Source organism: Bacillus sp. YH3-2-B2 (assembly GCF_053663335.1).
In genome coordinates this window covers 515,849-539,251 of record NZ_JBSJQE010000002.1, presented here as the reverse complement: position 1 = coordinate 539,251, position 23,403 = coordinate 515,849, and the positions used below count along the sequence as shown (strand labels likewise).

The window sequence follows — 23,403 nt, the reverse complement described above, 5'->3', positions numbered from 1 at the left end:
GCTTCATCCCTCTTTCGAAAGGTTCTCCTCTTGCCCGGCCCGGTTCATGACGGACCGGTATTTCTCTTTCAGCGCTTTCGCATTGTGGCTTGCGTCAAAATACGTGCGGACGGTTTGAGAAAGTTCCTCGGCTGTTTGCGGCGTCCAAGCCTCTCCTTCGTCATATTGCAAAATGGATTCTGCCAGCGTGTCAGGTGAACCCGGCTTGATCAGCAACCCCCGGTGTTTCCCGAATAAAGAAGCCAATCCTCCGACATCGGTACAGATTACCGGCACCTTCAGAGCGAGCGCCTCAATGACCACAGTCGGCATGCCTTCGCTGTAGGACGGCAGCGCCATTACATCTGAGGCCAGCAGATAGTCCTGTACCTTGTCGTTCGGCACTTGCCCCGTGACGATATGAGCGGCTTCACGCAATGAAGATTCGGCGGGACCGTCACCGACAAAGACAGCTTCATATCTTTCATCCAATGACTGAACGGCTTTTGATAAGTCGAAAACACCTTTCTCTTTGACAAGCCTGCCGATGAACACGATCAGTTTTCTATCCGGAGGAAAGCCGAGCCGTTTTCTGACGGCTTCTTTCGTCTCGTTCCTTTTTCGGAAGGCGTCAAGCGTGATGCCGATCGGAAGCACGCTGCACTCCGCTTCGATGAGCTTTTTCATTTGTTCCCGCAGACTGCCGCTCACAGCGTAAATATCGGCTGCTTCCCGCACCGCAAATGTAAATGCGCGATGAGCGCTTTTGCTGTAATGCGGATAGACATTGACATCACTGCCATGCAAGGTCAGCACATACGGGATGCCTAAAGCCTTTGACACAATGGCGGCCGCTCCGCCTGACGGCATGGCGAAATGCGCGTGAATCAGATCGGGCTTCAGGCCATGATTTTTAATTTCGGAAAGAACCGATGACGCCATTCTTTTATGCGGCTGCGCCCATTTCAGCTGCCCGGGAACCGCCTGATAAAACGGCCGGTGGACGGACACACCTTTCCGCCATTCATGCGCCGGCCTTATATCCTTTTGCCGATACGTCTTTTTCAGCACCCGGAATGGCGCGGCGAGTTTCGGCTGCGGACAAATGACAGTCATCTCCGCGCCAAGCTTTCTCAGTTCTTGGGCCTGCGTCTCATGAAAAACGCCTTCTCCCGGCTTCTCACTGCTCGGATATACACTTGTCATCCACAATACCTTCATAGCAAACGTCCTTTTCTTAATTTACTTTTCATATGCGGATAAGCTTTTCCTAACAGGAATAAATAACACAACGCGCCGCAGGCTACGGAGATCGCCAGCCGCAGCTTGACATCAAGGCTGATCCGCTCCGTTCCGAAGCTGGCTGTAAAGGCGATGACACCCATTGCCGCCGTAAGCAGAAACGGTTTGGCCACGGCTTTGAAGTAAGCCGACAGCCGCAGCTTAATGACATATGCCAGCAGCCAGCGCCCGATCAGGAAATTCAGGATGCTGATGAAAGCGTACGTCCAGGCTACCGTCAAGAGATTTCCGGACAGCACGGCGGCGTACAAAGATGCACCATACAGCAGCATCACCCCGGCGTCCCAATAAAATGCCAGATCGGCCCGCCCTTTTGCCAGCAGCACAGATCCGTTCGGATTCATCAGAACCCTTAAAATCCCGACGATGGCGAGAACGTTTAAAACCGGGACAGCCGCCAGCCATTTTTCTCCGAAAACCGAAGCCACGAATGCATCCGATACTGAAACCAAACCGAGCAAGAGCGGAAAGGATATCAGCGCGAGTATTTTGGTCATATTGAGAAACCCTTCTCTGATCACGCTGTTTTCATGCTTGTTTTTCGCAAAGACGGGAAACGCGACTCTCGTAATGATGGGATTAATTTTTAATACCGGAAGCGTGACAATCTGGTAGGCCAGATTGTAAATGCCGAGCGCCTCGGCGCCGATAAAACTGCCGATCAGAATCATATCAATATTCGCCCCGAGCCGGTTCACAAGCCGGGAAGACAGCTGAAAGGCCCCGAAAGAAAAGAAGCCTTTCATTCCCTTCAGATCAAAAACGAACGCCGGTCTCCATGTTTTTCTGCAGGACACCCAGTACAGAATGCCTTTTGACGATTGCAGCAGCACCTGGGAAATCACATAGGCGAGAATCGGGTCCGTATAAAAAACCGCAGCCGCCAAGTAAACGAAGGACAGCACATTTGAAAAGATTTCAATCTTGCTTAGCGTGTTAAATGCCAGCGCTTTTTGCAGCATATACTGATATTGCTGACCGATCGGCGCGATTAAAAACATGACGGCCAGCACGCGGATTAAATAGACAAGCTCCTCCCGCCGATAAAAATCGGCAATGAGCGGACTGCTGAAAAACAGCAGCGCAAACAGCGCAATCCCCGTTATGATATTCAGCCAGTACAAGGAAGACATCTGTTTTTCAGTCACATGATCTTTTTGAATGAGCGCGGCGCCAAAACCCATATCAAGCGCAATTTGGGCAAACACCACTACCGTTGTGATCATGCCGACAAGGCCGAATTCAGCCAGTGACATGACCCGCCCGAGCAGGGCGAATTGGACAATTTGAATGACCGTAATACACGCTGTCGAAATACTTGTCCATTTGGCGCCGCTCAAAATTTGATTTGTAATACTAGGCATCGTTTTCCCTACTTTTTTGTCTGCTGACCAGAATTTTTATCGCGCCCCGTCACCGGTCCAGATCACTTTGCACGTTTTGAACATAATCTTCAGTTCCAATGAAAAGGTCAGGTTGCGGATATAATATAAGTCAAACATCAGTTTTTCCCTCGGTGTCATGTCATATCCCCCGTTGACCTGCGCCCAGCCGCTTAATCCCGGCTTAACGGCCAGCCGCTCTGTAAACCCCGGAATCTCAGCCTGAAACTGTTCCGTAAACACGGGACGCTCGGGACGCGGGCCGATCAGGCTCATTTCTCCCCGAAGCACATTTACCAGCTGCGGCAGCTCATCAATACGGGTCCTTCTGATAAAAGCGCCGACCTTTGTCACGCGGGGATCCTTTTTCAGCGCCCAGACCGCCCCCGATTTTTCAGCATCTATTTTCATAGAGCGGAGCTTATACAAATAAAACGGCTTCCCGTCTTTGCCTACCCGCTCCTGCTTGTAAAAAGCCGGGCCGGGCGACTCCAAACGAATCAGTATGGAGAACAGGCCCATCACCGGGAGCGCCGCCAAAAGCCCCGCAAGCGCAAACACAATGTCCATGAATCGCTTAAAAGCCAAATAACGGGCCGTTCTTTCCGTAACGGCAGCGGAAGTCCCCTGCCGCACTGCATAGTTATTATTTACATTCATGCTTTTCTCTGCTCCCACTGACACACACCTCACGATTTGTTGGGATGTTTGATGACCTATGCCGTGAGTTTAGCAGATGGATGTTAATTGGAAGTAAAGGAAACGTTAATGTTTATTAGAATGTTTCGATTATTGTTTTTTTATTGTAAATCTATTCATATCCATAAACGGCGGTTACTATAATTGAAAAGGATCATTATGAGCGGAAAACAACGAAAAAGCCTGCCGATCAATTTTGACCAGCAGGCTCGTACACAAATATATAAAAGTTTTACTTATAATAAGACACGATTCCATCATTGATGGCTGCAGCTGCCTTTTCCTTATAGGATGCTTGCTTTAATTTACTTGCATCAGACGGATTCGTAATAAAAGCCGTCTCTACTAATACACTAGGCATTTTGGAATACTTAATGACATAGAACGGAGCTGTTTTAACCTCTCTGTCTCTTGTTTTTAATGCATTAACAACCCTAGGCTGAATTTGTCCTGCCAGGCGTTTGCTTGCAGCGGCTTGATATGTCTCATCATAGTAGGTCTCAGTTCCGTTTGCAGAAGTTGCATCATTTGCATTGCCGTGAACGCTGATGAATAAATCCGCTCCTGCGGTTGCACCTTTATTTACCCTTTCCTGCAAGGAATAAAATGTATCATTAGACCTCGTCATGACCGGCAGAGCACCTGAAGCATTTAATTTTTTATTCAGCCTTTTAGCGATATCAAGATTGACGTCTTTTTCTAAAATGCCGTTACCTATAGAACCGGAATCTTGGCCTCCATGACCCGGATCAATTAAAATTGTTTTTCCCGCGGCCGGATTTTTCAGCTGGTTTGCAACATTTGAGCTGACAGCCGGGGAGTTCCCGATAATGGTAAAGCTGCTTAATTTTTTTCTTCCGATGATGACTCTTGTTTCTTTTGAAAGATTGCTGCCGTTTGTCAGAATGATAGATTGTTTTTTCTTTGCAGCAAGAGCAGCACCCGCTATGGAGTCTGCATACCCGAAACCATTGCTGACGAATACATTGCCTGTCGGAAGATTTAATTGCTGAACTAGATTGGCCGCAAGTTCGTATCGATTGCTTCCGCTGATTCTTTTTGGTGAAGGAAGTTTATTGAAGACAGAGGCATTTATGCTCCCGGTTCCCCCTGTTACAATAGAGCTTTTGATCCCCTTGCTTTTTATAGCTCCTGCTGTCGCACTGTTGATATCTGTTTGATTCGTAAACAAAATTGGATATCCGTTCATTGCGGCATATGGAATTGCAGCTATTGCGTCAGCATATAAAAATCCGTTTGCAATAACGGCTTTTGAAGCAGCAGGCATTTCCTTTGCTACTTTAGCTGCCGTATCATATCGGTTGCTCCCTGAAATTCTCTTAACACTGATGCCGAGCGCTTTGATTTGATTTGCTGTATTTGCTGACACAGCAGGCGTTCCGCCGACAATAATGACCGTTTTTGTTTTTAATTCTTTCAGACGGGTTTTCGTCTCTGATGACAAATTATCTTTGTTTGTGTAAAGCAGCGGCGCATTTTTCTGATATGCCATCGGGGCAGCGGATATAGCATCTGCATACGAACCTCCGCCGACGACAACAGCCGTACTCGCTGTTGAATACACCTGCTTGGAAAGCGCAGCAGCCGTACCATACCTGTTGCTTCCCCCTACTCTTTTAACCGCGTTGTCAGCTAAGGCTGACGGGATAAATATGATGAGTCCCAGCATAGAAATGATCAGGACTTTAAGATAAGAACGCAATTGCCTTCCTCCTGCTCTCGTTTATTTAATAGTCAGTCAATGTGGTGCCCGGATAATAAAATTTTAAAATTGAACTATATGAATCTCCTGAATCCGCTCTTGCCTTAGCGCCGTATTGGCTCATTCCGATGCCGTGTCCATATCCCTTTCCGCTGATTGTAAAAGCAGAACCGTTTTGACTGACGGTCACATAAGTGCTTTTAAACACGGAGGCTCCGATCATTGTTCTCAGTTCAGTAACCGGCACAGTCATTGCAGATGTTTTATTTGCCTCGTAATTTCCATTGTTTTGTTTGACAGCGTAATTCACTTTCAAAGTTGCTGTTTTAGCCCGCTGTCCTTTAGTTGTTCCGCTGAATGTAAAATCTGCTAATTTTAAGATTTTAATGGCGGAAGCGCCCGTTTCCTTATTTTTCAAAATCCAATTTTTAATACCGCTCAGTTGAGCTGCATTTGTCTCATTCTTTGAAGCAAACCAAGAGGCCGGCTTATTTACATCAATTGAATCCGTATTGATTTGCTGCTTAGAAAGCGTCAGACTCCAGGCAGTTTGAGGATCTTTTGTGTCTTTTTTCGCAGTTAAATAAGGAACGCTTGAACCCCATACTTCGTCGCTTGATTCTGTATAACCGCCATTACTCGATGAATAAGCTGCCGTAATTAAATTCCCTTTGTAAGTCAGCACCTTATTTTTTGTCTGCTGCACCGCTTTCGTCGTATTGGCATTCCAGCTGTACCCGCCATATACTTGAAAAGCAGTAGTATCAGCAACAGTGCTCCCGGTCTTCGTAATTGAGTATGTTCTTGCCGCAACCGTTTGCGCCTTCAGCGCTTCAAGAGACCAGCTTGCAGGCATTTCATTCGGTACGACACCTTTTAAATAATCTTCAAAAGGAATGTTTTCATTTACAGGTCTGATATATTTGCCTGACTCTATTGAAAAATTAACCGTCCCCAAGTATTCTTTTCCATTCAAACTGATCCGGTTGGATTCATTGTACGTTTCCGGTTTTATTCTCAATGAATTCCCATATGTTTTAATATGATTAAGATTTAACTTTCCATTATTGATTTGTAAGTTGTATGTGCTTCCGCCGGCTAAGTAAAAATGGTTTGAAAGCTCATTTTCAACCCCGGCGGAAATGGAGCTTGTACTTCCGATAAAGTCGTATGCATACGACGCCTTCTCTTTTGTCACTGATTTAGCTGCTGAAGGAACATCATCTTGTTTGATATATAATAATTGGCTGTTTTTTTTGGCGGCTAAAGAAGCGCCCACCAGGACATCAGCATATTTCGTTCCATTAGTCATGACGACTTTATCAGCCTTCAACTTTAGCTGATTAATAATATTAGCAGTCAATTCATACCGTGTTGATCCGGGTATTCGCTGCACAGTTGAAGTTTTTTTAATTTGATTTTCTACAGCATCACTCACGCTGAACGAACTCCCGATAATTAAGACTTGCTTCGGAAGATCATAATCCGGCAATTTATCCTTTTCAGTCAGTAAAATGGGATAGCCGTTTGCAGCGGCATACGGAGCAATGGCTAAAGCGTCTTGAAAAACATTCCCTGTTACAACAATTGCTTTATCGTAATTTCCCATTTGTTTTGCAATGTTTTCAGACAGAACATAACGGTTTTTCCCGCTGATTCTTTTCACAGCTCCATAAGACTTAAGCTTATTTTCAACGTCCTTTGAAATGCTTTTAGCCCCGCCGATAACCAGAATATTATCGGGATTGAACTTAGCAATCTGTTTTTCTGTAGTTTTTGTCAAAGTGTCCGGCTGTGTAAATAACACCGGCGCATCCATTTTTTTTGCCAGAGGAATTACTGGTAATGCGTCGATAAAAACATCACGATTGACGAGAATAACGGTTTTAGGATTCGTCCATTGGGAGTCAGATGCAAGAGCCGCCGTCTCATATCGGGATGCCCCCGAAAAGCGGTTGGTTACAGACACATGATCACCGGTAACCTGATAAAAACCGGTTGGAGATAAAGAAATGCTTGATTGATTTCCTATGTAATTTGTCAGCTTAACTGATATATTTGAATCTGCCGCAAAGGAAACCGCCGGTATAATCAATATAACAACAGCTAGAGTCAGTCCTATTAAATGTTTGCAAGTTTTCAAGATTACAGCGTCCCCCTGTTCATTAATTTGCCGGTTCGATATCCTTCAGCATAAGCTGTCCCTTGCTATTTTTTTGATATTTTACTGTCACTTTGTCGCCATTATCCAAATTCTTAACATCGTCGGCTGATTCTTCAGTGATATCAAAACTTACCGGTTCATGATCCACAGTGACTTCTATTGTATGAGTATCCGCCAGTCCTACATAAGTGCCCTCTTTCGTGACCAGCTTTTCACCCGTATCCTCGCCCTGAGATTTTTCATTGTTAACTCCGCACCCGGCGAGAAGCAGTATAAAGAACAAACATCCAAAAATTTTTTTCATTTTTTTCACCTCATTATGGATTATCGACAATATATTATCTATTTTAAAGAAAAATTAAGAAACATTGAAACTTTTTTCGATAACATTCGACTATATTAGGATTTATTGTATTCTATTATAAAATATTGCATTTGCTGGGAGTCCGATTTCCAATTAAAACAGATGGGGTGTATTGAGATGAGAAGTAAACGAAGAAAAAAGAAAAAGACTTTGTTACTGGTCTTTCTGACAATCATCGGCATTTTTATTTTAGTTTCCGGCGGCTTTACATACTATCTATGGCATAAAGCGGCATCAACCGTCGCCAGCATTCACGAAGACATTAACAAATCGAATAAACGCAGTACTGAGGTGAAAATAAATAAACACGAACCGTTCTCTGTCTTGATCATGGGAGTGGACGAACGTAAAAATGATAAAGGAAGAGCCGACTCGCTCATTTACCTTACTGTCAATCCAAAGACAAAAACAACGGAAATGGTCAGTATTCCGCGTGACACTTATACAAAAATTATCGGCAAAGGCACGATGGATAAAATCAATCATTCATATGCATTTGGCGGTACGCAAATGGCAGTAGATACTGTGGAGAATTTCTTGAACCTGCCTGTAGATTATTTCATTAAAGTAAACATGGAAAGTTTTAAAGATGTCGTTGACACTTTAGGAGGCATCACTGTCAACAGTACATTCGCTTTTAACTATGACGGTTATTCCTTCAGCAAAGGCAATATTTCATTAAACGGTGATGAAGCCCTCGCTTACTCACGAATGAGAAAAGAAGATCCTAAAGGGGATTTCGGCCGCCAGGACAGACAGCGGCAGATTATAGAGGGTATTATCAATAAAGGGGCAAGTATCTCTTCTGTCACGAAATTCGGAGATATGTTTAAAGTAGTAGAGAACAATGTAAAAACGAATTTAACCTTTGATGATATGTGGGATATTCAATCCGGTTATAAAGATGCCCGCAAGAAAGTGATTCAGCATGAGCTAAAGGGTGACGGCACCAAAATCGACGGAATTTACTATTATAAAGCAGATGAAAACGGACTTGCCTCCATTACTAAAGAATTGAGAAGCAGCCTCAACCTTTAAACTAATGCAGAAAAAGCAGCTTCGCATACTTTATGCAGAGCTGCTTTTTTGTTACACCTCGAAAGAATCAGGACGCTCTGAACGCAGTCCGAATTGATAGAGCAGCCCCTCAGCAATCCTTCTTGACGCCATGCCATCTCCATAGGGATTAGATGCCCGCGACATTTTTTCATATTCCAGCTTGTCTGTCAGCAGCTGTTTTGCCATCTGATAAATCGTTTCTTCATCAGTACCGGATAATTTCAGAGTGCCCGCCTCCACTCCTTCAGGCCGTTCAGTAGTATCGCGCAATACGAGAACCGGCTTTCCTAAGGAAGGAGCTTCCTCCTGAACGCCTCCTGAATCAGTCAAAATAAAATACGACCTTGACGCAAAATTGTGGAAATCAATCACTTCAAGAGGTTCAATTAAATGGACGCGCTCCGAATCACCAAAGTGCTTATCAGCAGCTTCACGTACAGCAGGATTCAGGTGTACCGGATAAACGACTTGCACATCGCTGAATTCATCTGCGATCCGGCGGATGGCTTTAAACATATGTTCCATCGGCTGACCTAAATTTTCCCGGCGATGCGCCGTCAGTAAAATCATTCTGTCATTGCCGATTTTCTCAATAATGTTATGGGAATATTCAGAGTGAACCGTTGTATGCAAAGCATCAATCGCTGTATTTCCGGTAACAAAAATGGAGCTTTCTTTTTTATTCTCATTCAATAAATTTTGCTTCGCTTGCTGAGTCGGAGCAAAGTGGATATCAGCAAGCGCTCCGGTCATTTGGCGGTTCAATTCTTCCGGAAAAGGTGAATATTTGTTGCCCGTCCGCAATCCGGCCTCCACGTGTCCGACTGTAATCTGGTGATAGAAAGCTGCAAGGCTTCCGGCAAAGGTTGTTGTCGTGTCACCATGAACAAGAACAATATCAGGTTTGATTTCCTTAAACAGGCCGTCCAGTTTTACCAGGGCGTTTGAAGTAATTTCAGCCAGCGTCTGCCGTTCTTTCATAATATTCAAATCAAAGTCAGGCTTAATTTGAAATGCGTGAAGAACTTGATCCAGCATTTGTCTATGCTGGGCAGTCACAGTGACATATGATTCTATTTCAGGGCGTTTTTTTAATTCGAGCACAAGGGGCGCCATTTTTATCGCTTCAGGCCTTGTACCGAATACCGTCATGACTTTAAGTTTTTTCATATCTCTTTCTCCTGTATCAAGTTTGTGATCATTTTTCATTATCAACCCATTTTACACGATATGATCCACCGGTTAAATATCTTGTATTATTTTTCCCCTAAATGAAAAAGGATATATCATTAAGGCTTTACGGATAAAACTTGTTTAATAATGGTTTATCTTATATCATTAAAAGTGTTAAAAATGAAATATCGGGTATACAGAAAATATCAGCAAGCCTGAGTCTGTATAGATATCATAACTTATATTTAAGTGACGCTAAGGAAGGTGCTTTAAAGTGAAAAAAGTACGCAAAGCCATAATTCCCGCTGCAGGTTTAGGGACACGCTTTCTGCCGGCAACAAAAGCCATGCCGAAAGAGATGCTTCCGATTGTAGACAAACCAACGATTCAATACATAATTGAAGAAGCGGTTGAAGCGGGTATTGAAGACATTATTATTGTTACGGGAAAAAGCAAGAGAGCCATTGAAGACCATTTTGATTACTCACCAGAGCTGGAAAGAAATCTAGAAGAAAAAGGGAAGGTCGAACTCTTAGAAAAAGTCCGAAAAGCCTCTAATCTTGCTGACATTCATTATATCCGGCAAAAGGAGCCAAAAGGTCTTGGACATGCCGTTTGGTGCGCACGTAATTTTATCGGTGACGAGCCATTTGCCGTCCTTCTCGGAGATGATATCGTTCAAGCTGAAAAACCAGGGCTTCGCCAGCTGATGGATGAATATGAAAAAACACTTTCTTCTATTATAGGGGTTCAGCAAGTGCCTGAAGAAGAAACCCATCGTTACGGAATTATTGATCCGCTGACAAGTGAAGGCCGCAGATATCAGGTGAAGAACTTTGTTGAGAAGCCGGCTCAAGGGACTGCTCCGTCCAATCTGGCAATACTGGGACGTTACGTCTTCACTCCTGAAATCTTCATGTATCTTGAGGAACAGCAAATTGGTGCCGGAGGGGAAATTCAGCTTACAGACGCTATTCAAAAGCTGAATGAAATTCAGCGGGTTTTTGCTTACGATTTTGAGGGCAAAAGATATGATGTTGGTGAAAAACTAGGTTTTATTACCACTACATTAGAATTTGCGATGCAGGATCGTGAACTGCGTGATCACCTTATCCCTTTCATGGAAGACCTGTTAAGAAAAGATGAATTATAAGAAAAAAGCTGTTGGATTTATTCCAACAGCTTTTTATTTTAAAATGCAGGTTAAAGTTTGATTATCGTTATTGATAATAAAAGCGTATTTATCATTTGCCGCAATAAATTGCCGATCACTGCTGGCCTTTATAACACCTTTATTATTCAGGGATAGATCTGCCGGAGTAATAGCTGATATTCCTCTGAAAACAAGCTGCTCGGCCTTGCCATTATTCACTACATAACTGACCTCGCCATTTTTAAGATATAGCGTCTCCCGGCCGTTCACCACTTCTTTCTGCAGCTCTTTCATTTCTTGCTGGATATCATTAACGCGCTCACCGAGATGCGACACAAGTTGATCAGCATCACCCTGCTTTACATACGGAGAAAAAGCGGATGCTTTCACATTTGAATTTTTTTCGTTATAGACCGCTGCGTTTTCCGGGATATAGTACGTTTTATTGTTGACCTCGATCTTTGCTGATTGCCTGTCTTCAGATACCACTTTCACCTGAGCACCGAACGGAATAAGGAAGTCCGCCTTTTTTTTCAGCTCTGTATCTTTATAGGCCTGCGTCTGGTCTTTTAATACGAAACCTTTTTTGTTCACCAATATCTGGTCTTTCCCCTTGTTAACATCATCTTGATATCCGATCTTACCGAACGATGCGATCGTACGAAGCGGGGCGCTGAAAAACATGGTTCCGGCCATAAACACAAGCAGTATTGATAAAATAGCAATTTGAACAGCATTGACTGCTGATCCGGATTTATTTTTTTTCTTTTGTTCCTTCACAATTGCCTGCTGCTCAGGCGATTCTTTTTTACGTTCAGCAACCTGATCTTTCTTATATTTCTCTTTGTCTTTTTTGGAGAGCTTATTAAACCAATCGATAAATGCTTTGTACTCTTTGACTACGGTTTTAGTATCGTCGAACATTCTTAATTCACCATAGTGCATCCAAGCCACACGGTCACACATTTTTTCAATCTGACCGATGGAATGACTCACAAAGAAAATGGTTTTTCCTCGTTCTTTAAATTCCTGGATTCGGTCGACACATTTCTGATAAAATGTCTGATCCCCGACAGAGAGGGCTTCATCAATGATTAAAATATCCGGATCTATATGCACGGATATCGCAAAGCCGAGGCGGGACTTCATACCGCTAGAATAGTTTTTTACCGGCTGATTAATAAAATCACCAATCTCAGCAAACTCAACTATGCTTTCATACATCTCATCGATTTCTTTATTGGTCAGCCCCATCATTAAACATTTGAGTCTAATGTTATCCCGGCCCGTCAAAGCATTATTTAAACCGGCTGCAATCGCGATCAGCGACGGCTGGCCGTTCATTTCAATTTCACCGCTTGTCGGCGGTATTACTTTTGCAAGCAGATTTGACATCGTCGATTTACCCGATCCGTTAATTCCTACAAAGCCGATTGTCTCCCCTTCATATACATCAAAGGAGACATTTCGCACAGCGAAAAAACCGTTATCTTTAGCAGGGAAAAACAAACCTTTTATTTTGTCCGACTGTTTTTCATAAAGATGATACTGCTTTGAAACATTTCGAAACGAAACCTTTAGTTTCATTGTACAATCTCCTTACGTATTAAAGAAAGTCAATAAACTTATCTCTGAATTTCATGTGTAAAACAGAACCGACTGTTAATAAAAATAAGGTGAACAGCCAGAAATACAGTGTATACTTCACATCTTGAAAGAACCACTGGCCATCTAAGAAACTGTTCCTGAATCCGTCAATAATATAGAACAGCGGATTCAGCTTCAGGACCGGCACCAATTCCGGGTGATCTGCCCCCAGTTTCGAGTGAATGTCCCAAAAAATCGGCAGCAGGAAAAATAAAAGTCTTGTCACTGCCTGCAGAAGAAACTGATAGTCTCGGATCAGCACGCTGATTGTCGAATTAAACAAGCTGAACGAAAATAAGAAAGCCATCAGACAAACAAAATAATAAATATATTGAAGCCAATGAAGGCTCGGATAGATTCCGCTGGCGAGCAATGCAATGATATAGATCACCATCATAATTGCATAACTGAACAAATTAGAAGCGATGGCGACAGACGGCAAAGAACTGATTGGGAAATTCATTTTAGCAACCATTTTAATTCTTTTAAATACACTATTTGATCCGTCCAGTATTGTCGGGCTTATAAAAAACCACGGTATCAGACCTGCAAGCATCCACAGAATAAAAGGCACTTCTCCGGCACCTGTAGCCATCGGCCCCCCTTTTCTGATCCCCAATCCAAAAACAAACCAATAGGCGAGCATTTGAATAAGAGGATTTAAAAACTGCCATAAAACGCCTAAATAATTCATTTGATATTTAGACTTTGTTTCGTAGGCCGCTAATCGCATGATTAAAGGAAATGATGTTACTTGCTCTTTTAGTATTTTCACTACAGCATTCATTTTAATCTTCCTTAGGTTGATTTGATTTTATAAAGCATCGCTGATAATTGTACCAGAAATCAAATTTTTTTTCACTTTCAAGCCGCATGCAAATGCTGCTAAAAAGTTTGTAAAGCGTAATAGAAAAACCCCTTGATACAAAGGGGTTTTTCTATTATTCAGATTCAAACACAATCTTTACGACTTTCTCAGAAGAATGTCCTGACTCAAGATAACAGAATTTGTCATAAAAAGGTTTGAATGAAACCGGGTGCTGATAATCCGGTGATGAAATATGTTTGATTGCCTCGATCGTTTCCTCTGTCGTTTTCACTAACGGACCAGGAGCATCTTTCTCAAAATCGAAATAAAACCCTCTGAGTTTATCCCGGTATGTTTCAATATCGGGAACAAAAAACAACATCGGGCGTTTCAGATTTGCAAAATCGAAAAATACAGAAGAGTAATCGGTGATTAACAGATCTGAAATCATATACAATTCCCGAATATCTTCGTGTGCAGAAAAGTCGTAAGCAAACCCTTCAAATGGACCAAGGTCAAAATTTTCGGCCACAAGATAATGCATTCTCAGAATAACGAGATATTCATCTCCGAGCTCTTCCCTTAATTTATGCAGGTCTAAATCAAGGTCAAATTTATAACGGCCTTTAGCATAAAACTGGTCATCTCTCCATGTCGGCGCATAAAGAATAATTTTCTTATCCTCAGGCAGGTTTAATCTTCTTTTGATCGCTGTGATTGTCTCATTATTATTGTCATTATGAAGAAAATCATTTCTCGGATAACCTGATTCAATCATGGTTTTATCGAATTGGAAGGCGCGCGCAAATATCTCAGACGAGTAGGCATTAGGGGAAATTAAATAATCCCAATTGGATGCCTCTTTAATAAAATTCTTTTTATATTTTTTCGTATTAGTACCCGGCATATGAACTTCTTCCATATCCATTGCAAGTCTTTTTAAAGGCGTGCCGTGCCATGTTTGAAGATAGGTTGTATGTTCAGGCTTTGGAATCCATAAAGGCAGACGGCTGTTGACGACCCAATATTCTGCCCGCGCCATAGCAAACAGCCACTTGATAGAAAGCCTGTTAATGTATTGAATGCCCTTCTCTTTAAAAGGCGCTGCATACTGTTTATTTACGCTCCAATACATTTTATATTCCGGGTGATTGATTTGCATGTATTCATAAATTGCTCTCGGATTACAGCTGTATTGTTTGCCGTTAAAGCTTTCAAAAATAATGGTCTTGCTTTTAACAGGCATTTTACTCGCCATTCTGAAAACAACTTTATAACCTTTCGTAATAAGGGAATTTCTGCGTTTTTTCAGTTTTTTCATTTTGGAAATGAAACGTTTTTTCTTCCCTTTTATGAAGTATCTCATCCTTGTTTTCAGGCTGTAGTCGTTCACACGGATACAGACAGTCTGCTTTTTCTTCTTTTTATATACTTCATATCTGACCGGCCCGCTGTCTTTATTCACAACGCTTATGAGGCCTTTCAGTTTATTTTTTCTGTCTCCGAGCACAAGCGGAGTGCTGCTGAGAACAATAGGTTCAGCTTCGTCGTTTTCACAATGAAACTCCATAAACATACGGTAGACAAACCGTTTTTCCAGAGAATAAGGAATATCTTTTAATGGAATTTTTATTTGGAAATCAAAAATTTCAGGGGTGAATGCATCTTCCCGAAGCTGTTCAATATTCTCCGTTTTTTTCGTCACTTCAATAGGGAAATGTTTTTCTACGGGGTCTTCTCCCCCTTTTTTAATGACAAATTGCAGGTTTTTAACTGAAAGCTGATTCTCCGAACTTAGATATCCTGCATACCCTGAAATCATAATCTCTTCTGCCTTCAGCTGAATCTCATCAAACTTCACAATTTTCGCTTCTCTTTTTACCTTTAAGGAAAAATTCCCCTTATCGGTTGTATAAGGCAAAATTAACAGCTCAGTCGTATGATCAAGGTGGTAGGCACGCTCAATCGCTTCAGCTTCCACAGATAAACGCACCTGCTTCGGCTGTTCTTCTTCTTCAGCTTCCGGTTCACCAAGTACCACATAAAAATCATAAGTCTGTCCCATTTCTAAAGGTTCAGGAAACGAGTGAATATTAATTGATGCGCTGTACTGAGCCGGGCTCTCTTTCTCTAAAACAATAAAGTCCTCGGCTCCGGAACGCCGTTCTTTTAATTTTAAATAACATTTCACTTCCTCAGCTAACGGTTCTTCGCTTTCAAGTGAAATAGAGAGCGCCAGATCGCCCACATTATTTTTTAAGCTTTTCAAAATACATTTACTCACAGTATTTTCATCCATACTTATTTTCTGCTCCTCTGTATTAAAGCTCTTCACTTTGCCGATTTACTTAATCGATGTGATCCTTTTTGTTTAATTTAATAGAGAAATTCCCTTTCACAGTCGTATAAGGTTCGAAAGTGTATCCGTTATTCATAAACCGTTCCTTTTCGCCGAAAATAACTTCACGGCTGGATACCCTTCTAAGCATACTGATATGGTCAGCTGTTACAAACTGAATGTAAAAGTCAAGAACCGAAGTAAGATTAGCATCGATTTTTTCTTTTTTGATATCCTTTTCAAAATCAATAGTAAACGGCTGAGCCGGTTGATCAGCGGATACGGAGATGATTTCAGCTTTGTTTTTTCGATCAATCCCGACCAGTCTGACTTTTTCAAAGCCATCATTCTGATTGCACACTGAAACGCTGATCGTCAATCCGGTGCCGCTATTTTCAAAGGATGTAATCGGCTGTTCTTTAGAACCGACTTTTTCAGCGAGCCGTTCCTTTTCTTTTCTCACTTCAATCATTTTGGAAAGAGCATATGACCAATTTTTAATATAATTTGGTTTTGAGTATTTCTCAGCCATTTTAAAGGCCTTACGTGAAAATTGTTGATGAGTGCTGTCATCTCTCATTAAAGAGACAATGGCCTCGGCTAATTTTTCTATATTATATTGCTCGATTACATAGCCGTTTACTCCGTCTTCTACCAAGCTTCTGGCACCGTAATCATAATCGTAAGTTACCACAGGGCATCCATTGCTCAATGCTTCCATGTTGGACAGACCGAAGCCTTCAAAGTGAGACGTTGAAATTGTCAGCCACGCTTTTTGAAACTCGTAATCGGGGTTATTCGTGTAGCCTTTCAGCAATACATTATTCTGGAGGTTTTGAGCTTCAATTTCCTTTTTGATTTTTTCTGTATCTTCTCCAGACCCGAATATTTCCAATTTCGCATCCGGGATTTCATTTACAACAAGTTTGAACGCTTTAACGGCATGCGTCAGGTTTTTCATCGCAGCAAGCCTTGAGATAATAACCGCTTTATTTCGTTCACTCGGAACGTTCAGTACCTTTTCATCAAGCGGTTTATTAATGGTATGCGGCGTAAAAAAGAAAGTCTCTTTTTCCCCTGTAATTAAAGTGAAATCTGCAATCTGCTCCTCAGTAATAAAAAATACAGCATCCAGATTATTGATCTGGCCAAAAACTTCTTTATAACGCCCTTTGATCTGGAATTTATTATCACCATAATGTTTATTGTGAATAATCGCGGCATAATATGATGACGGCGCTTTTTTCACTCTGAAGACATGTTTGTCCTGAGGTCTGCTGTCTACCAGAAATAGTTTAGGCTGATCGTTTTCATTTTGAAGAACGTCTATCCAATACCGGCGCAGCTCAGATTCATCTTTAAATGTTAATGGACCTTCCTCTGTGTACCACGTGAAATGGGTAAATTTCACTTCTTCACTTTGGCTGTCCCACATGTAGTGTTTTTCCAGGTAAACGACACTTTCGCTGTTGATAAACTCCTGAAGGAAGATTTGGTTAATCTTTGTGTCAAAATGAGAGACAATGACGGGTTTTCCTTCTTTATTGTATTCTTCTCTTTTGATTACTTGTTTTTCATCATTCAGATAGTCTACGTAACGCACCGCCGAACCGCCTGAATAATAGGAAAGAATATAATCATTTGATGATTTGCCGAAGATCTTTGAAATTGCCTTGCTTACTTTCCCCTTGCTGACATGTCTTTTTATTTGATCCAGCTCAATTTTCTCCGAATAAATCCGCTTGCCTTTTGTTTTTTTACTTAAAAAGTCATCATACATGTTTATAACTTGAGTGTATTCAGAGTCAGCTTTTCCCTTTTCAAACAGCTCGTTCTTTTTTCTAGCAAACTCTAAATCAAATCTAAAAGTAAGAAAGGCGGTATTCTTTTGGCTTTCTTCTCCGAATAGTTTAGAACGCAATAATAGTGATTTGGTCAGACCGCCGTAATTATCCGGCAGTCCGCCTGAGATAAAATAATACATCATATCGGGAAGCTCATTATTATAGTTAATAGGCTGATTGGACAAATTTTTTCTCCCTTTCACCATATGAATTTAGTAGAACACTGCAAAATAATACTATTCCCGCAGATTAAAATAGCAAAACCAATTTAAGCATCAAAAAGTACTTCTTATCAATAAATAAGAAGTACTTTGATGGTTTTTCACTCAATCTATTATATTTCCGTATTACACCCCGGCAATTTCTTTTTTAATCTGTGTGGTGGAAATGCCTTCGGTTCTAGGGAGATAGATGACTTCGCATTGATCTTTAAGGAAATCGAATTTGCCTTCCCAATCGTCTCCCATTACGAACACGTCGATGTTGTGATCCGCTACGTCACGTACTTTTTGATCCCAGCTGTTTTCCGGAATGACTTCGTCGACATAACGGATCGTTTCCAGAATCAGCTTTCTGTGTTCATAGCTGTGGTAGGCCTTTTTTTGTTTTTGCAGGTTAAACTCGTCTGTTGAGATGGCAACAACTAGGTAATCTCCAAGCTGCTTTGCGCGCTCAAGCAGTTTAATATGACCCCAATGCAGTAAATCAAACGTTCCGTAAGTAATGACCTTCTTCATGAAACAAAAGCTCCTTTCTATCATCATACGTATAACAAGCAACTGCCCTGAAATGCTGCGCAGCTGTATCCTTAATCACTAAAGTGCCAATTTCGTACTCATGGAACCTCATTATATCACATAGCCCTGAAAAGGTTAAGCCAATGTAAAACGAAGTTAAATTCCACTTATTAACAAATGTTATTACAATAGGAGTTTAGCAGGGTTTTTGCGCGGTTGATTAAAGAAATTGTTATCTTATTTATATTTTTGTAAAACTATTGTTAAGTTTATCTGAAGGTATTATGTTAAAATAAAGCTTAGCCTAAGTCACGAAAAAATGAAAGAAAATCCCGTACAAAAAGGAGGACGGCAGATGCAGACTGAAATGGTGCACAACCTTTCTTATGTTAATGGAAATTTACAGGAGTTTATTTCATATTTAGACACTTATTATATCGCACAGAAGCAAGGAGCCGTCATTGCGACGGTCAACCCTGAGATCGGATATGCTGCGGCGAAAGACAAAGGTTATCATCAAGTCATTTCTTCCGCGGATTTCGTCCTGCCGGATGGTATCGGCGTCGTGTTAATGTCACGTTTGACGCAGCACCCGCTGAAATCAAGAATTGCGGGATTCGATGTGTTTCTGTCGCTGCTCGGTCTCGCAAACCGGCAGTCTAAAAAAATATTTTTATACGGAGCTAAGCAAGACGTGCTTGACGCCGTTTTGGACCGGATCGGCAAAGAGTATCCGAATATTGAGGTTGTCGGAGCCAGCAACGGTTATGAAGCGGATAAACGCTTCGTCGCCAAACAGATTTCCCGGGCGAAACCCGATCTCGTGTTTGTCGCCTTAGGATATCCCCATCAGGAACAATTTATTTATGAATACAAACATCTTTTCCCTCAGGCTGTATCGATCGGTTTGGGCGGAAGCTTTGATGTGTTCAGCGGAACGGTGAAACGCGCCCCTGAATGGATGATCAAAACGAATCTGGAATGGCTGTACAGACTGGTGACGAATCCGTGGAGATGGAAAAGGATGCTGAACATTCCGAAGTATGCTTTTACCGTTTTGAGAAATAATAAATCAAATAAAAGCCTGTATTCCAAGCAGGCAGAAGATCAAACGAAACAGCTTTAAACAAATAAAACAGCAAAAGAGATTGGTAATCTATGAACTTGCGATCTTTATTCGCCGCTTTTTATTCTATATATCTGTCTGTTCTCGGCGTTTTGTTCAAGCCTGTAAAGCCCAAGAACCATCTGACCCTGCTGGTATCTTTTGAAGAGAATGCACAGGCTCTCATCCGCTCTTACAAAGCGCACGCTGAATCGCTTTCTTATGAAATGACGGTTTTGTATACGAGACACGCCGTCAGTCTGAAAAAAGAGCTGGAAGGTCTCGGCTCTTTTTATCTGAACGAAAAACATCCGCTGCATCTTTTGAAGGCGGTTTTGATCCTTTTTAAGAGCAAAGCGGTGATAACGGATAACTATTTCCTCATGACAAGCGTCTTAAACCGCCGGCCGCAAACGACATGCATTCAGGTATGGCATGCGAACGGCTCTTTGAAAAAGTTCGGCCTTGAGGATGTGACGAATCAAAACCGTCCGGCATCAGATATCAGCCGTTTTAAAAAAGTGTACCGCTCGTTTGACTTTGTCACCGTCGGTTCAGACGCGATGGCTGACGTTTTTAAAAAGTCGTTCGGCATACGGGACGGCCAGCTGTTAAAAACGGGTGTCCCCCTGACTGACGTGTATTATGAAGAACACAAGCCCGAACTGAAGCACAAATGGCCGAAAAAAATTATCCTGTACGCACCGACATTCAGGGATTATGATATGCAGTCCTTTCGGCTGCCATTCACCGAAGAACAGCTTACAAACGCGTTAAACGGAGAGTATATGCTGCTTGTAAAGCTTCATCCTGCCGTTTTGCATCATATTTCGGCTTCGTTTGAAAGCGAATTGATCAAGAACGTGTCTGACATGCGTCTTCATGATCTCTTGAAAGCGGCTGATATTTTAATTACGGATTACTCTTCCGTGCCTTTTGAATTCGCGCTCTTAAATAAACCGATTTTCTTTTTCACGTATGATCTGGAGGAATATGATCGAAAACGCGGTTTAATCGACAATTATACTTCCGTCATTCCCGGAAAAGCTTGTCATGACAGCGAAGCTCTTCTGGAGGAAATGACGAAAAAGCCATTTCGTGCAGAAGAAATGAAGCGGTTCTCGGACAAATGGAATATGTATTCAGATGGGAATTCGAGTGAAGCGTTATTAAAATTTGCGGAAACAAAAATGAAAAATTGCGCTGAAGCACCTGCCTGAATCTGAGGCGGGTGTTTTTTGCAGGAAGAAAGGGCTGAAGCATACACTTCAGCCCTTTTTTTATACTTTCATATACACGGGAACATCATAGTAAAGCGTATAGTCATCCAGCAGTGAGTATAAGCTGTACATGCGGTTTACCTGCTTATACGCCCAGCCGATGTCTGTCGCATACTGATGAGCCGCGGCTGGAGACCATCTCATTTTATACAGCGTATCCTGCTCGTATGAAGGATTGTGAATATAAGACGCACCGATAAATTGGGCTCCGCCGATAATCGCGGCTTCCGGAGTAAACCAGCCTTGCTTATATGCGTATTGTGCGCCGTAGTAATTCGGGTTGCTGTCATAAGCCCCGATGCCGTACATATTGTAAACCTTTTTACCATTATACATAATGCCGTTCGCAAGCTCTGACGTGCCATTGCCCGTTTCAAGCAAAGCATGCGAAATCAAATACACTTCATTGATGCTGTATTTGCCGGCGGCTGTAATAAAGGCCTGGCCTTTTCCTGTCAGTATTCCTTTATTGACCAGCACTTTTTGATTCAGTTCCGATGCGTTCAGTCCGGCTGTCTGAGAGAGCTTCAGAAATTGAAAGTAATACTTGCTGTCTTGTGCGAAGTGAGCCGGATTGACGTACTGCCCGACTTCGTCACTGCTGGCGTTTCTCCAGCCCATGCTGAGTTTGGCCCAGCCGTTTGTCTGGCCTGTGATGCTGACTTTATCGCCTTTTTTCAACTGCCCGATAATATTGCCTGAGCTGACTTCCGGGGTTGACCGGACGTTCAGGACGTCGGCTGTGACCGTTCCGGAGGCCGTATTGATGTACGTAAGCGATGCATAAGCCGCGGCATCAGTCTGCGGGCTGACTGTCATTTGTTTTTTGACCATATCTGCCAGCGAGATGTTGTAATTGGTATTCATGATTTGCGGTCCGTTTTTTATTTTCAGAATAGCCATCGTCCATCCGTACAGCTTTTTCAGCTTTTGGGAGGCGGAGTCCGCTGACTGCGCTCCCGTGAATTGATTGCGAATGCGGAGTTCATAAACCGGATGGCTTTCACTCGTATAGCCGGCCTGTAATTGTTTGGCGCTGAAAAAGCTCATGCTTTTATTTAAAACGGTTTTACTGCTGAATTTTTCGGTTTTGATGACGTATTGTGCAGAGCCGGTTTTCCCCGTCTCCTTCACAGTGCCGGCCGCTTTGTTTTGCTTGAAAAAAGCAGTCACGCGGTCAATGTCTTCCTTCTTAAGCAGCGGTGCCGTTTCAATTCTGAATTGTGTATACGCCGCTTCACCTGTTTTCTGTGCGGAGGCGGATACTTTTTTCCCTTTGAAAAAATCCAGCGATTGATTGATCTTTGCCGTATCAAGCAGTGATTCGGTTGTGACTTGGTACGTTGTGTCCGTCTGCTTGGATATCGTTTTTGAAATGGCAGTCAGTTTATATCCCGCCAGCAGATTCAATCCTTTTTTTATCTTCGACTGGTCTGCCGTCTGCTGAGAAAGCAGCTGATATTCGTTTTCTGCTGTTTTTCCCGCCGCTGTTCTTGCCGTCTTTACATGCTGCTGGCGGAAAAACGCCTCCGTTTGATCTGCCTTTGCAGCGGTAAGCTGCCCTGCCGTGATCCGGTAAACGGACACCGATGCTGTCTTTTTGACAGGCGATGCGTCGCAATGCCATTTTTTCTTTTTAAAGAAAGCTTGCACGCTTTGCAGCTGCTTAGCCATCAGTCCGCTCATCGCGACCGTGTAATTATTTTTCTTGCCGGCTTTTTGATAGCTTCCGCTGACGCCCGTATTCTTCTTGATTTGGGTGATAGCATTTTGTACGGCGCTTACTCCGTTAAAATATCCTGACTGCACGTTATACACGGTTGCTGTTTTGCTTTGGGCATACTTTTGAACGTTCCCTTTGACGCCCGTTTTCTGCTGCAGCTGTTTCACTAAACCTGCCGCATTATTTGCATTTGAAATGTCAGAGGCTGTCACGGTGATATTCGGACTGGCCTTTGCCGTGACTTTCAGCGACGACTGCAATCCTGTTTCCTTTTGAAAATCAGTTTGAATTTGAGCGGCTTTTTGATCGCCGGAGATTGTTCCCGATTGGATCTGAAACCGGGCTGTTTCCCGTTTGATCTGACGGTATGACGCTTTCACGCCCGTCTGCTTCGTCAACGCTTGCGAGAGCGCTTTTGCATCCGCATCGGCCGCCATCTCAGAAGTCACGACCTGCATATATGGCTGTTTTGTCCCCGCCGGCTTGACGGCGCCGGTCACGCCCGTTTTTTTCGTCAGTTCGGCAAGAAGATTTTTCGTCTGCCGCTCGTCTGACAGAACGCCTGATGTGACGGTCAAGTAAGGCTGTTTGCTTCCGCTTGCGCTGTAAGTGCCCGCCACGCCCGTCTGCTTCGTAAAATCTTTCAGCACGGTTTTCGCATCCGTTTCATCGTGTAAGCCTGAAGCTGAGATTTGATAAGTGAGCGGCGCATTTCCGGCTTTCTTTGCGTCAGCCTGCCACCCCGTATCCTTTTTCAATTTCGCTGCCGCTTGAAGCGCCTCGTTCTCAGAAGCAAATTGCTGCTTCGTTTCCAGCTCGTAAACGGAGTAGTCGCTGTATGCGGCCTCGGCGTGCTGTGTAACGGTGCTAAAGACAAGGAAAACGGCGGACAATAACATAGGTGCAACGAATCTCTTTTTCAT

17 protein-coding genes are annotated in these 23,403 nt (G+C 42.7%); 4 read left to right on the top strand and 13 right to left on the bottom strand.

Annotated elements, in window-relative coordinates; all coding sequences use genetic code 11:
• Positions 1 to 3 precede the first annotated feature (3 nt).
• The 6 genes from tuaC to ACWJJX_RS07645 all read right to left on the bottom strand — a co-directional run bounded on the left by tuaC (position 4) and on the right by ACWJJX_RS07645 (position 7,553).
• Entirely contained in the window at positions 4 to 1,200 is a 1,197-nt protein-coding gene (gene tuaC, locus ACWJJX_RS07670; protein ID WP_454022871.1) for a teichuronic acid biosynthesis protein TuaC, read from the bottom strand.
• Positions 1,197 to 2,645 carry a teichuronic acid biosynthesis protein TuaB gene (gene tuaB / locus ACWJJX_RS07665; protein ID WP_102422843.1) on the bottom strand — a complete coding sequence of 483 codons (1,449 nt, stop codon included), beginning with the start codon at positions 2,643 to 2,645 and terminating at the stop codon, positions 1,197 to 1,199. Before tuaB ends, tuaC begins: the two co-directional genes overlap by 4 nt.
• A 36-nt stretch (positions 2,646 to 2,681) precedes the next feature.
• Positions 2,682 to 3,341 (bottom strand): exopolysaccharide biosynthesis polyprenyl glycosylphosphotransferase, encoded by a 660-nt coding sequence (locus tag ACWJJX_RS07660; protein ID WP_146284019.1) that lies wholly within the window; start codon positions 3,339 to 3,341, stop codon positions 2,682 to 2,684.
• Positions 3,342 to 3,594: 253 nt separating this feature from the next.
• On the bottom strand, positions 3,595 to 5,085 hold the full coding sequence (locus ACWJJX_RS07655) for an N-acetylmuramoyl-L-alanine amidase (protein WP_172615018.1): 1,491 nt from the start codon (positions 5,083 to 5,085) through the stop codon (positions 3,595 to 3,597).
• Positions 5,086 to 5,110: 25 nt separating this feature from the next.
• Positions 5,111 to 7,228 (bottom strand): SpoIID/LytB domain-containing protein, encoded by a 2,118-nt coding sequence (locus ACWJJX_RS07650; protein ID WP_454022870.1) that lies wholly within the window; start codon positions 7,226 to 7,228, stop codon positions 5,111 to 5,113.
• Between the two features lie 22 nt (positions 7,229 to 7,250).
• Positions 7,251 to 7,553: a hypothetical protein gene (locus ACWJJX_RS07645; RefSeq protein WP_156735495.1), complete on the bottom strand. Its 303-nt coding sequence runs from the start codon at positions 7,551 to 7,553 to the stop codon at positions 7,251 to 7,253.
• Positions 7,554 to 7,730: 177 nt separating this feature from the next.
• On the opposite strand from ACWJJX_RS07645, the gene tagU reads away from it, so the two are divergent.
• On the top strand, positions 7,731 to 8,651 hold the full coding sequence (gene tagU / locus ACWJJX_RS07640) for a polyisoprenyl-teichoic acid--peptidoglycan teichoic acid transferase TagU (RefSeq protein ID WP_077722937.1): 921 nt from the start codon (positions 7,731 to 7,733) through the stop codon (positions 8,649 to 8,651).
• A gap of 51 nt (positions 8,652 to 8,702) precedes the next feature.
• Here tagU and wecB read toward each other — a convergent pair whose 3' ends face one another.
• Complete coding sequence (gene wecB, locus ACWJJX_RS07635; RefSeq protein ID WP_454022869.1) at positions 8,703 to 9,842, bottom strand: non-hydrolyzing UDP-N-acetylglucosamine 2-epimerase; 1,140 nt, start codon at positions 9,840 to 9,842, stop codon at positions 8,703 to 8,705.
• 277 nt (positions 9,843 to 10,119) lie between these two features.
• Between wecB and galU the strand changes: the two genes are divergently transcribed.
• Entirely contained in the window at positions 10,120 to 10,998 is an 879-nt protein-coding gene (gene galU, locus ACWJJX_RS07630) for a UTP--glucose-1-phosphate uridylyltransferase GalU (RefSeq protein WP_015240700.1), read from the top strand.
• 33 nt (positions 10,999 to 11,031) lie between these two features.
• Here galU and tagH read toward each other — a convergent pair whose 3' ends face one another.
• From tagH to tagD, 5 genes are all read right to left on the bottom strand, one after another.
• Complete coding sequence (gene tagH, locus ACWJJX_RS07625; RefSeq protein ID WP_454022868.1) at positions 11,032 to 12,585, bottom strand: teichoic acids export ABC transporter ATP-binding subunit TagH; 1,554 nt, start codon at positions 12,583 to 12,585, stop codon at positions 11,032 to 11,034.
• Positions 12,586 to 12,604: 19 nt separating this feature from the next.
• Positions 12,605 to 13,432, bottom strand: coding sequence for a teichoic acids export ABC transporter permease subunit TagG (tagG, locus tag ACWJJX_RS07620; protein ID WP_015240701.1), 828 nt, complete (start codon positions 13,430 to 13,432; stop codon positions 12,605 to 12,607).
• 154 nt (positions 13,433 to 13,586) lie between these two features.
• A complete protein-coding gene (locus tag ACWJJX_RS07615) occupies positions 13,587 to 15,752 on the bottom strand; it encodes a CDP-glycerol glycerophosphotransferase family protein (protein WP_217904221.1) in 2,166 nt (721 codons plus the stop codon).
• 49 nt (positions 15,753 to 15,801) lie between these two features.
• Positions 15,802 to 17,820 (bottom strand): alpha-glucosyltransferase N-terminal domain-containing protein, encoded by a 2,019-nt coding sequence (locus tag ACWJJX_RS07610; protein WP_454022867.1) that lies wholly within the window; start codon positions 17,818 to 17,820, stop codon positions 15,802 to 15,804.
• A 162-nt stretch (positions 17,821 to 17,982) separates the two neighbouring features.
• Positions 17,983 to 18,372: a glycerol-3-phosphate cytidylyltransferase gene (gene tagD, locus ACWJJX_RS07605; protein WP_003151361.1), complete on the bottom strand. Its 390-nt coding sequence runs from the start codon at positions 18,370 to 18,372 to the stop codon at positions 17,983 to 17,985.
• 355 nt (positions 18,373 to 18,727) lie between these two features.
• Between tagD and ACWJJX_RS07600 the strand changes: the two genes are divergently transcribed.
• Positions 18,728 to 19,498 (top strand): WecB/TagA/CpsF family glycosyltransferase, encoded by a 771-nt coding sequence (locus ACWJJX_RS07600; protein ID WP_146275648.1) that lies wholly within the window; start codon positions 18,728 to 18,730, stop codon positions 19,496 to 19,498.
• Between the two features lie 32 nt (positions 19,499 to 19,530).
• Positions 19,531 to 20,697 (top strand): CDP-glycerol--glycerophosphate glycerophosphotransferase, encoded by a 1,167-nt coding sequence (locus tag ACWJJX_RS07595; protein ID WP_025853551.1) that lies wholly within the window; start codon positions 19,531 to 19,533, stop codon positions 20,695 to 20,697.
• Positions 20,698 to 20,757: 60 nt separating this feature from the next.
• Here ACWJJX_RS07595 and ACWJJX_RS07590 read toward each other — a convergent pair whose 3' ends face one another.
• On the bottom strand, positions 20,758 to 23,403 hold the full coding sequence (locus ACWJJX_RS07590; RefSeq protein WP_454022866.1) for an N-acetylglucosaminidase: 2,646 nt from the start codon (positions 23,401 to 23,403) through the stop codon (positions 20,758 to 20,760).

Coding starts and splice junctions, on each gene's coding strand:
- tuaC (WP_454022871.1), bottom strand. CDS start 1,200: ATGAAGGTATTGTGGATGACAAGTGTATATCCGAGCAGTGAGAAGCCG.
- tuaB (WP_102422843.1), bottom strand. CDS start 2,645: ATGCCTAGTATTACAAATCAAATTTTGAGCGGCGCCAAATGGACAAGT.
- ACWJJX_RS07645 (WP_156735495.1), bottom strand. CDS start 7,553: ATGAAAAAAATTTTTGGATGTTTGTTCTTTATACTGCTTCTCGCCGGG.
- tagU (WP_077722937.1), top strand. CDS start 7,731: ATGAGAAGTAAACGAAGAAAAAAGAAAAAGACTTTGTTACTGGTCTTT.
- wecB (WP_454022869.1), bottom strand. CDS start 9,842: ATGAAAAAACTTAAAGTCATGACGGTATTCGGTACAAGGCCTGAAGCG.
- tagH (WP_454022868.1), bottom strand. CDS start 12,585: ATGAAACTAAAGGTTTCGTTTCGAAATGTTTCAAAGCAGTATCATCTT.
- tagG (WP_015240701.1), bottom strand. CDS start 13,432: ATGAATGCTGTAGTGAAAATACTAAAAGAGCAAGTAACATCATTTCCT.
- ACWJJX_RS07615 (WP_217904221.1), bottom strand. CDS start 15,752: ATGGATGAAAATACTGTGAGTAAATGTATTTTGAAAAGCTTAAAAAAT.
- tagD (WP_003151361.1), bottom strand. CDS start 18,372: ATGAAGAAGGTCATTACTTACGGAACGTTTGATTTACTGCATTGGGGT.
- ACWJJX_RS07600 (WP_146275648.1), top strand. CDS start 18,728: ATGCAGACTGAAATGGTGCACAACCTTTCTTATGTTAATGGAAATTTA.
- ACWJJX_RS07595 (WP_025853551.1), top strand. CDS start 19,531: ATGAACTTGCGATCTTTATTCGCCGCTTTTTATTCTATATATCTGTCT.
- ACWJJX_RS07590 (WP_454022866.1), bottom strand. CDS start 23,403: ATGAAAAAGAGATTCGTTGCACCTATGTTATTGTCCGCCGTTTTCCTT.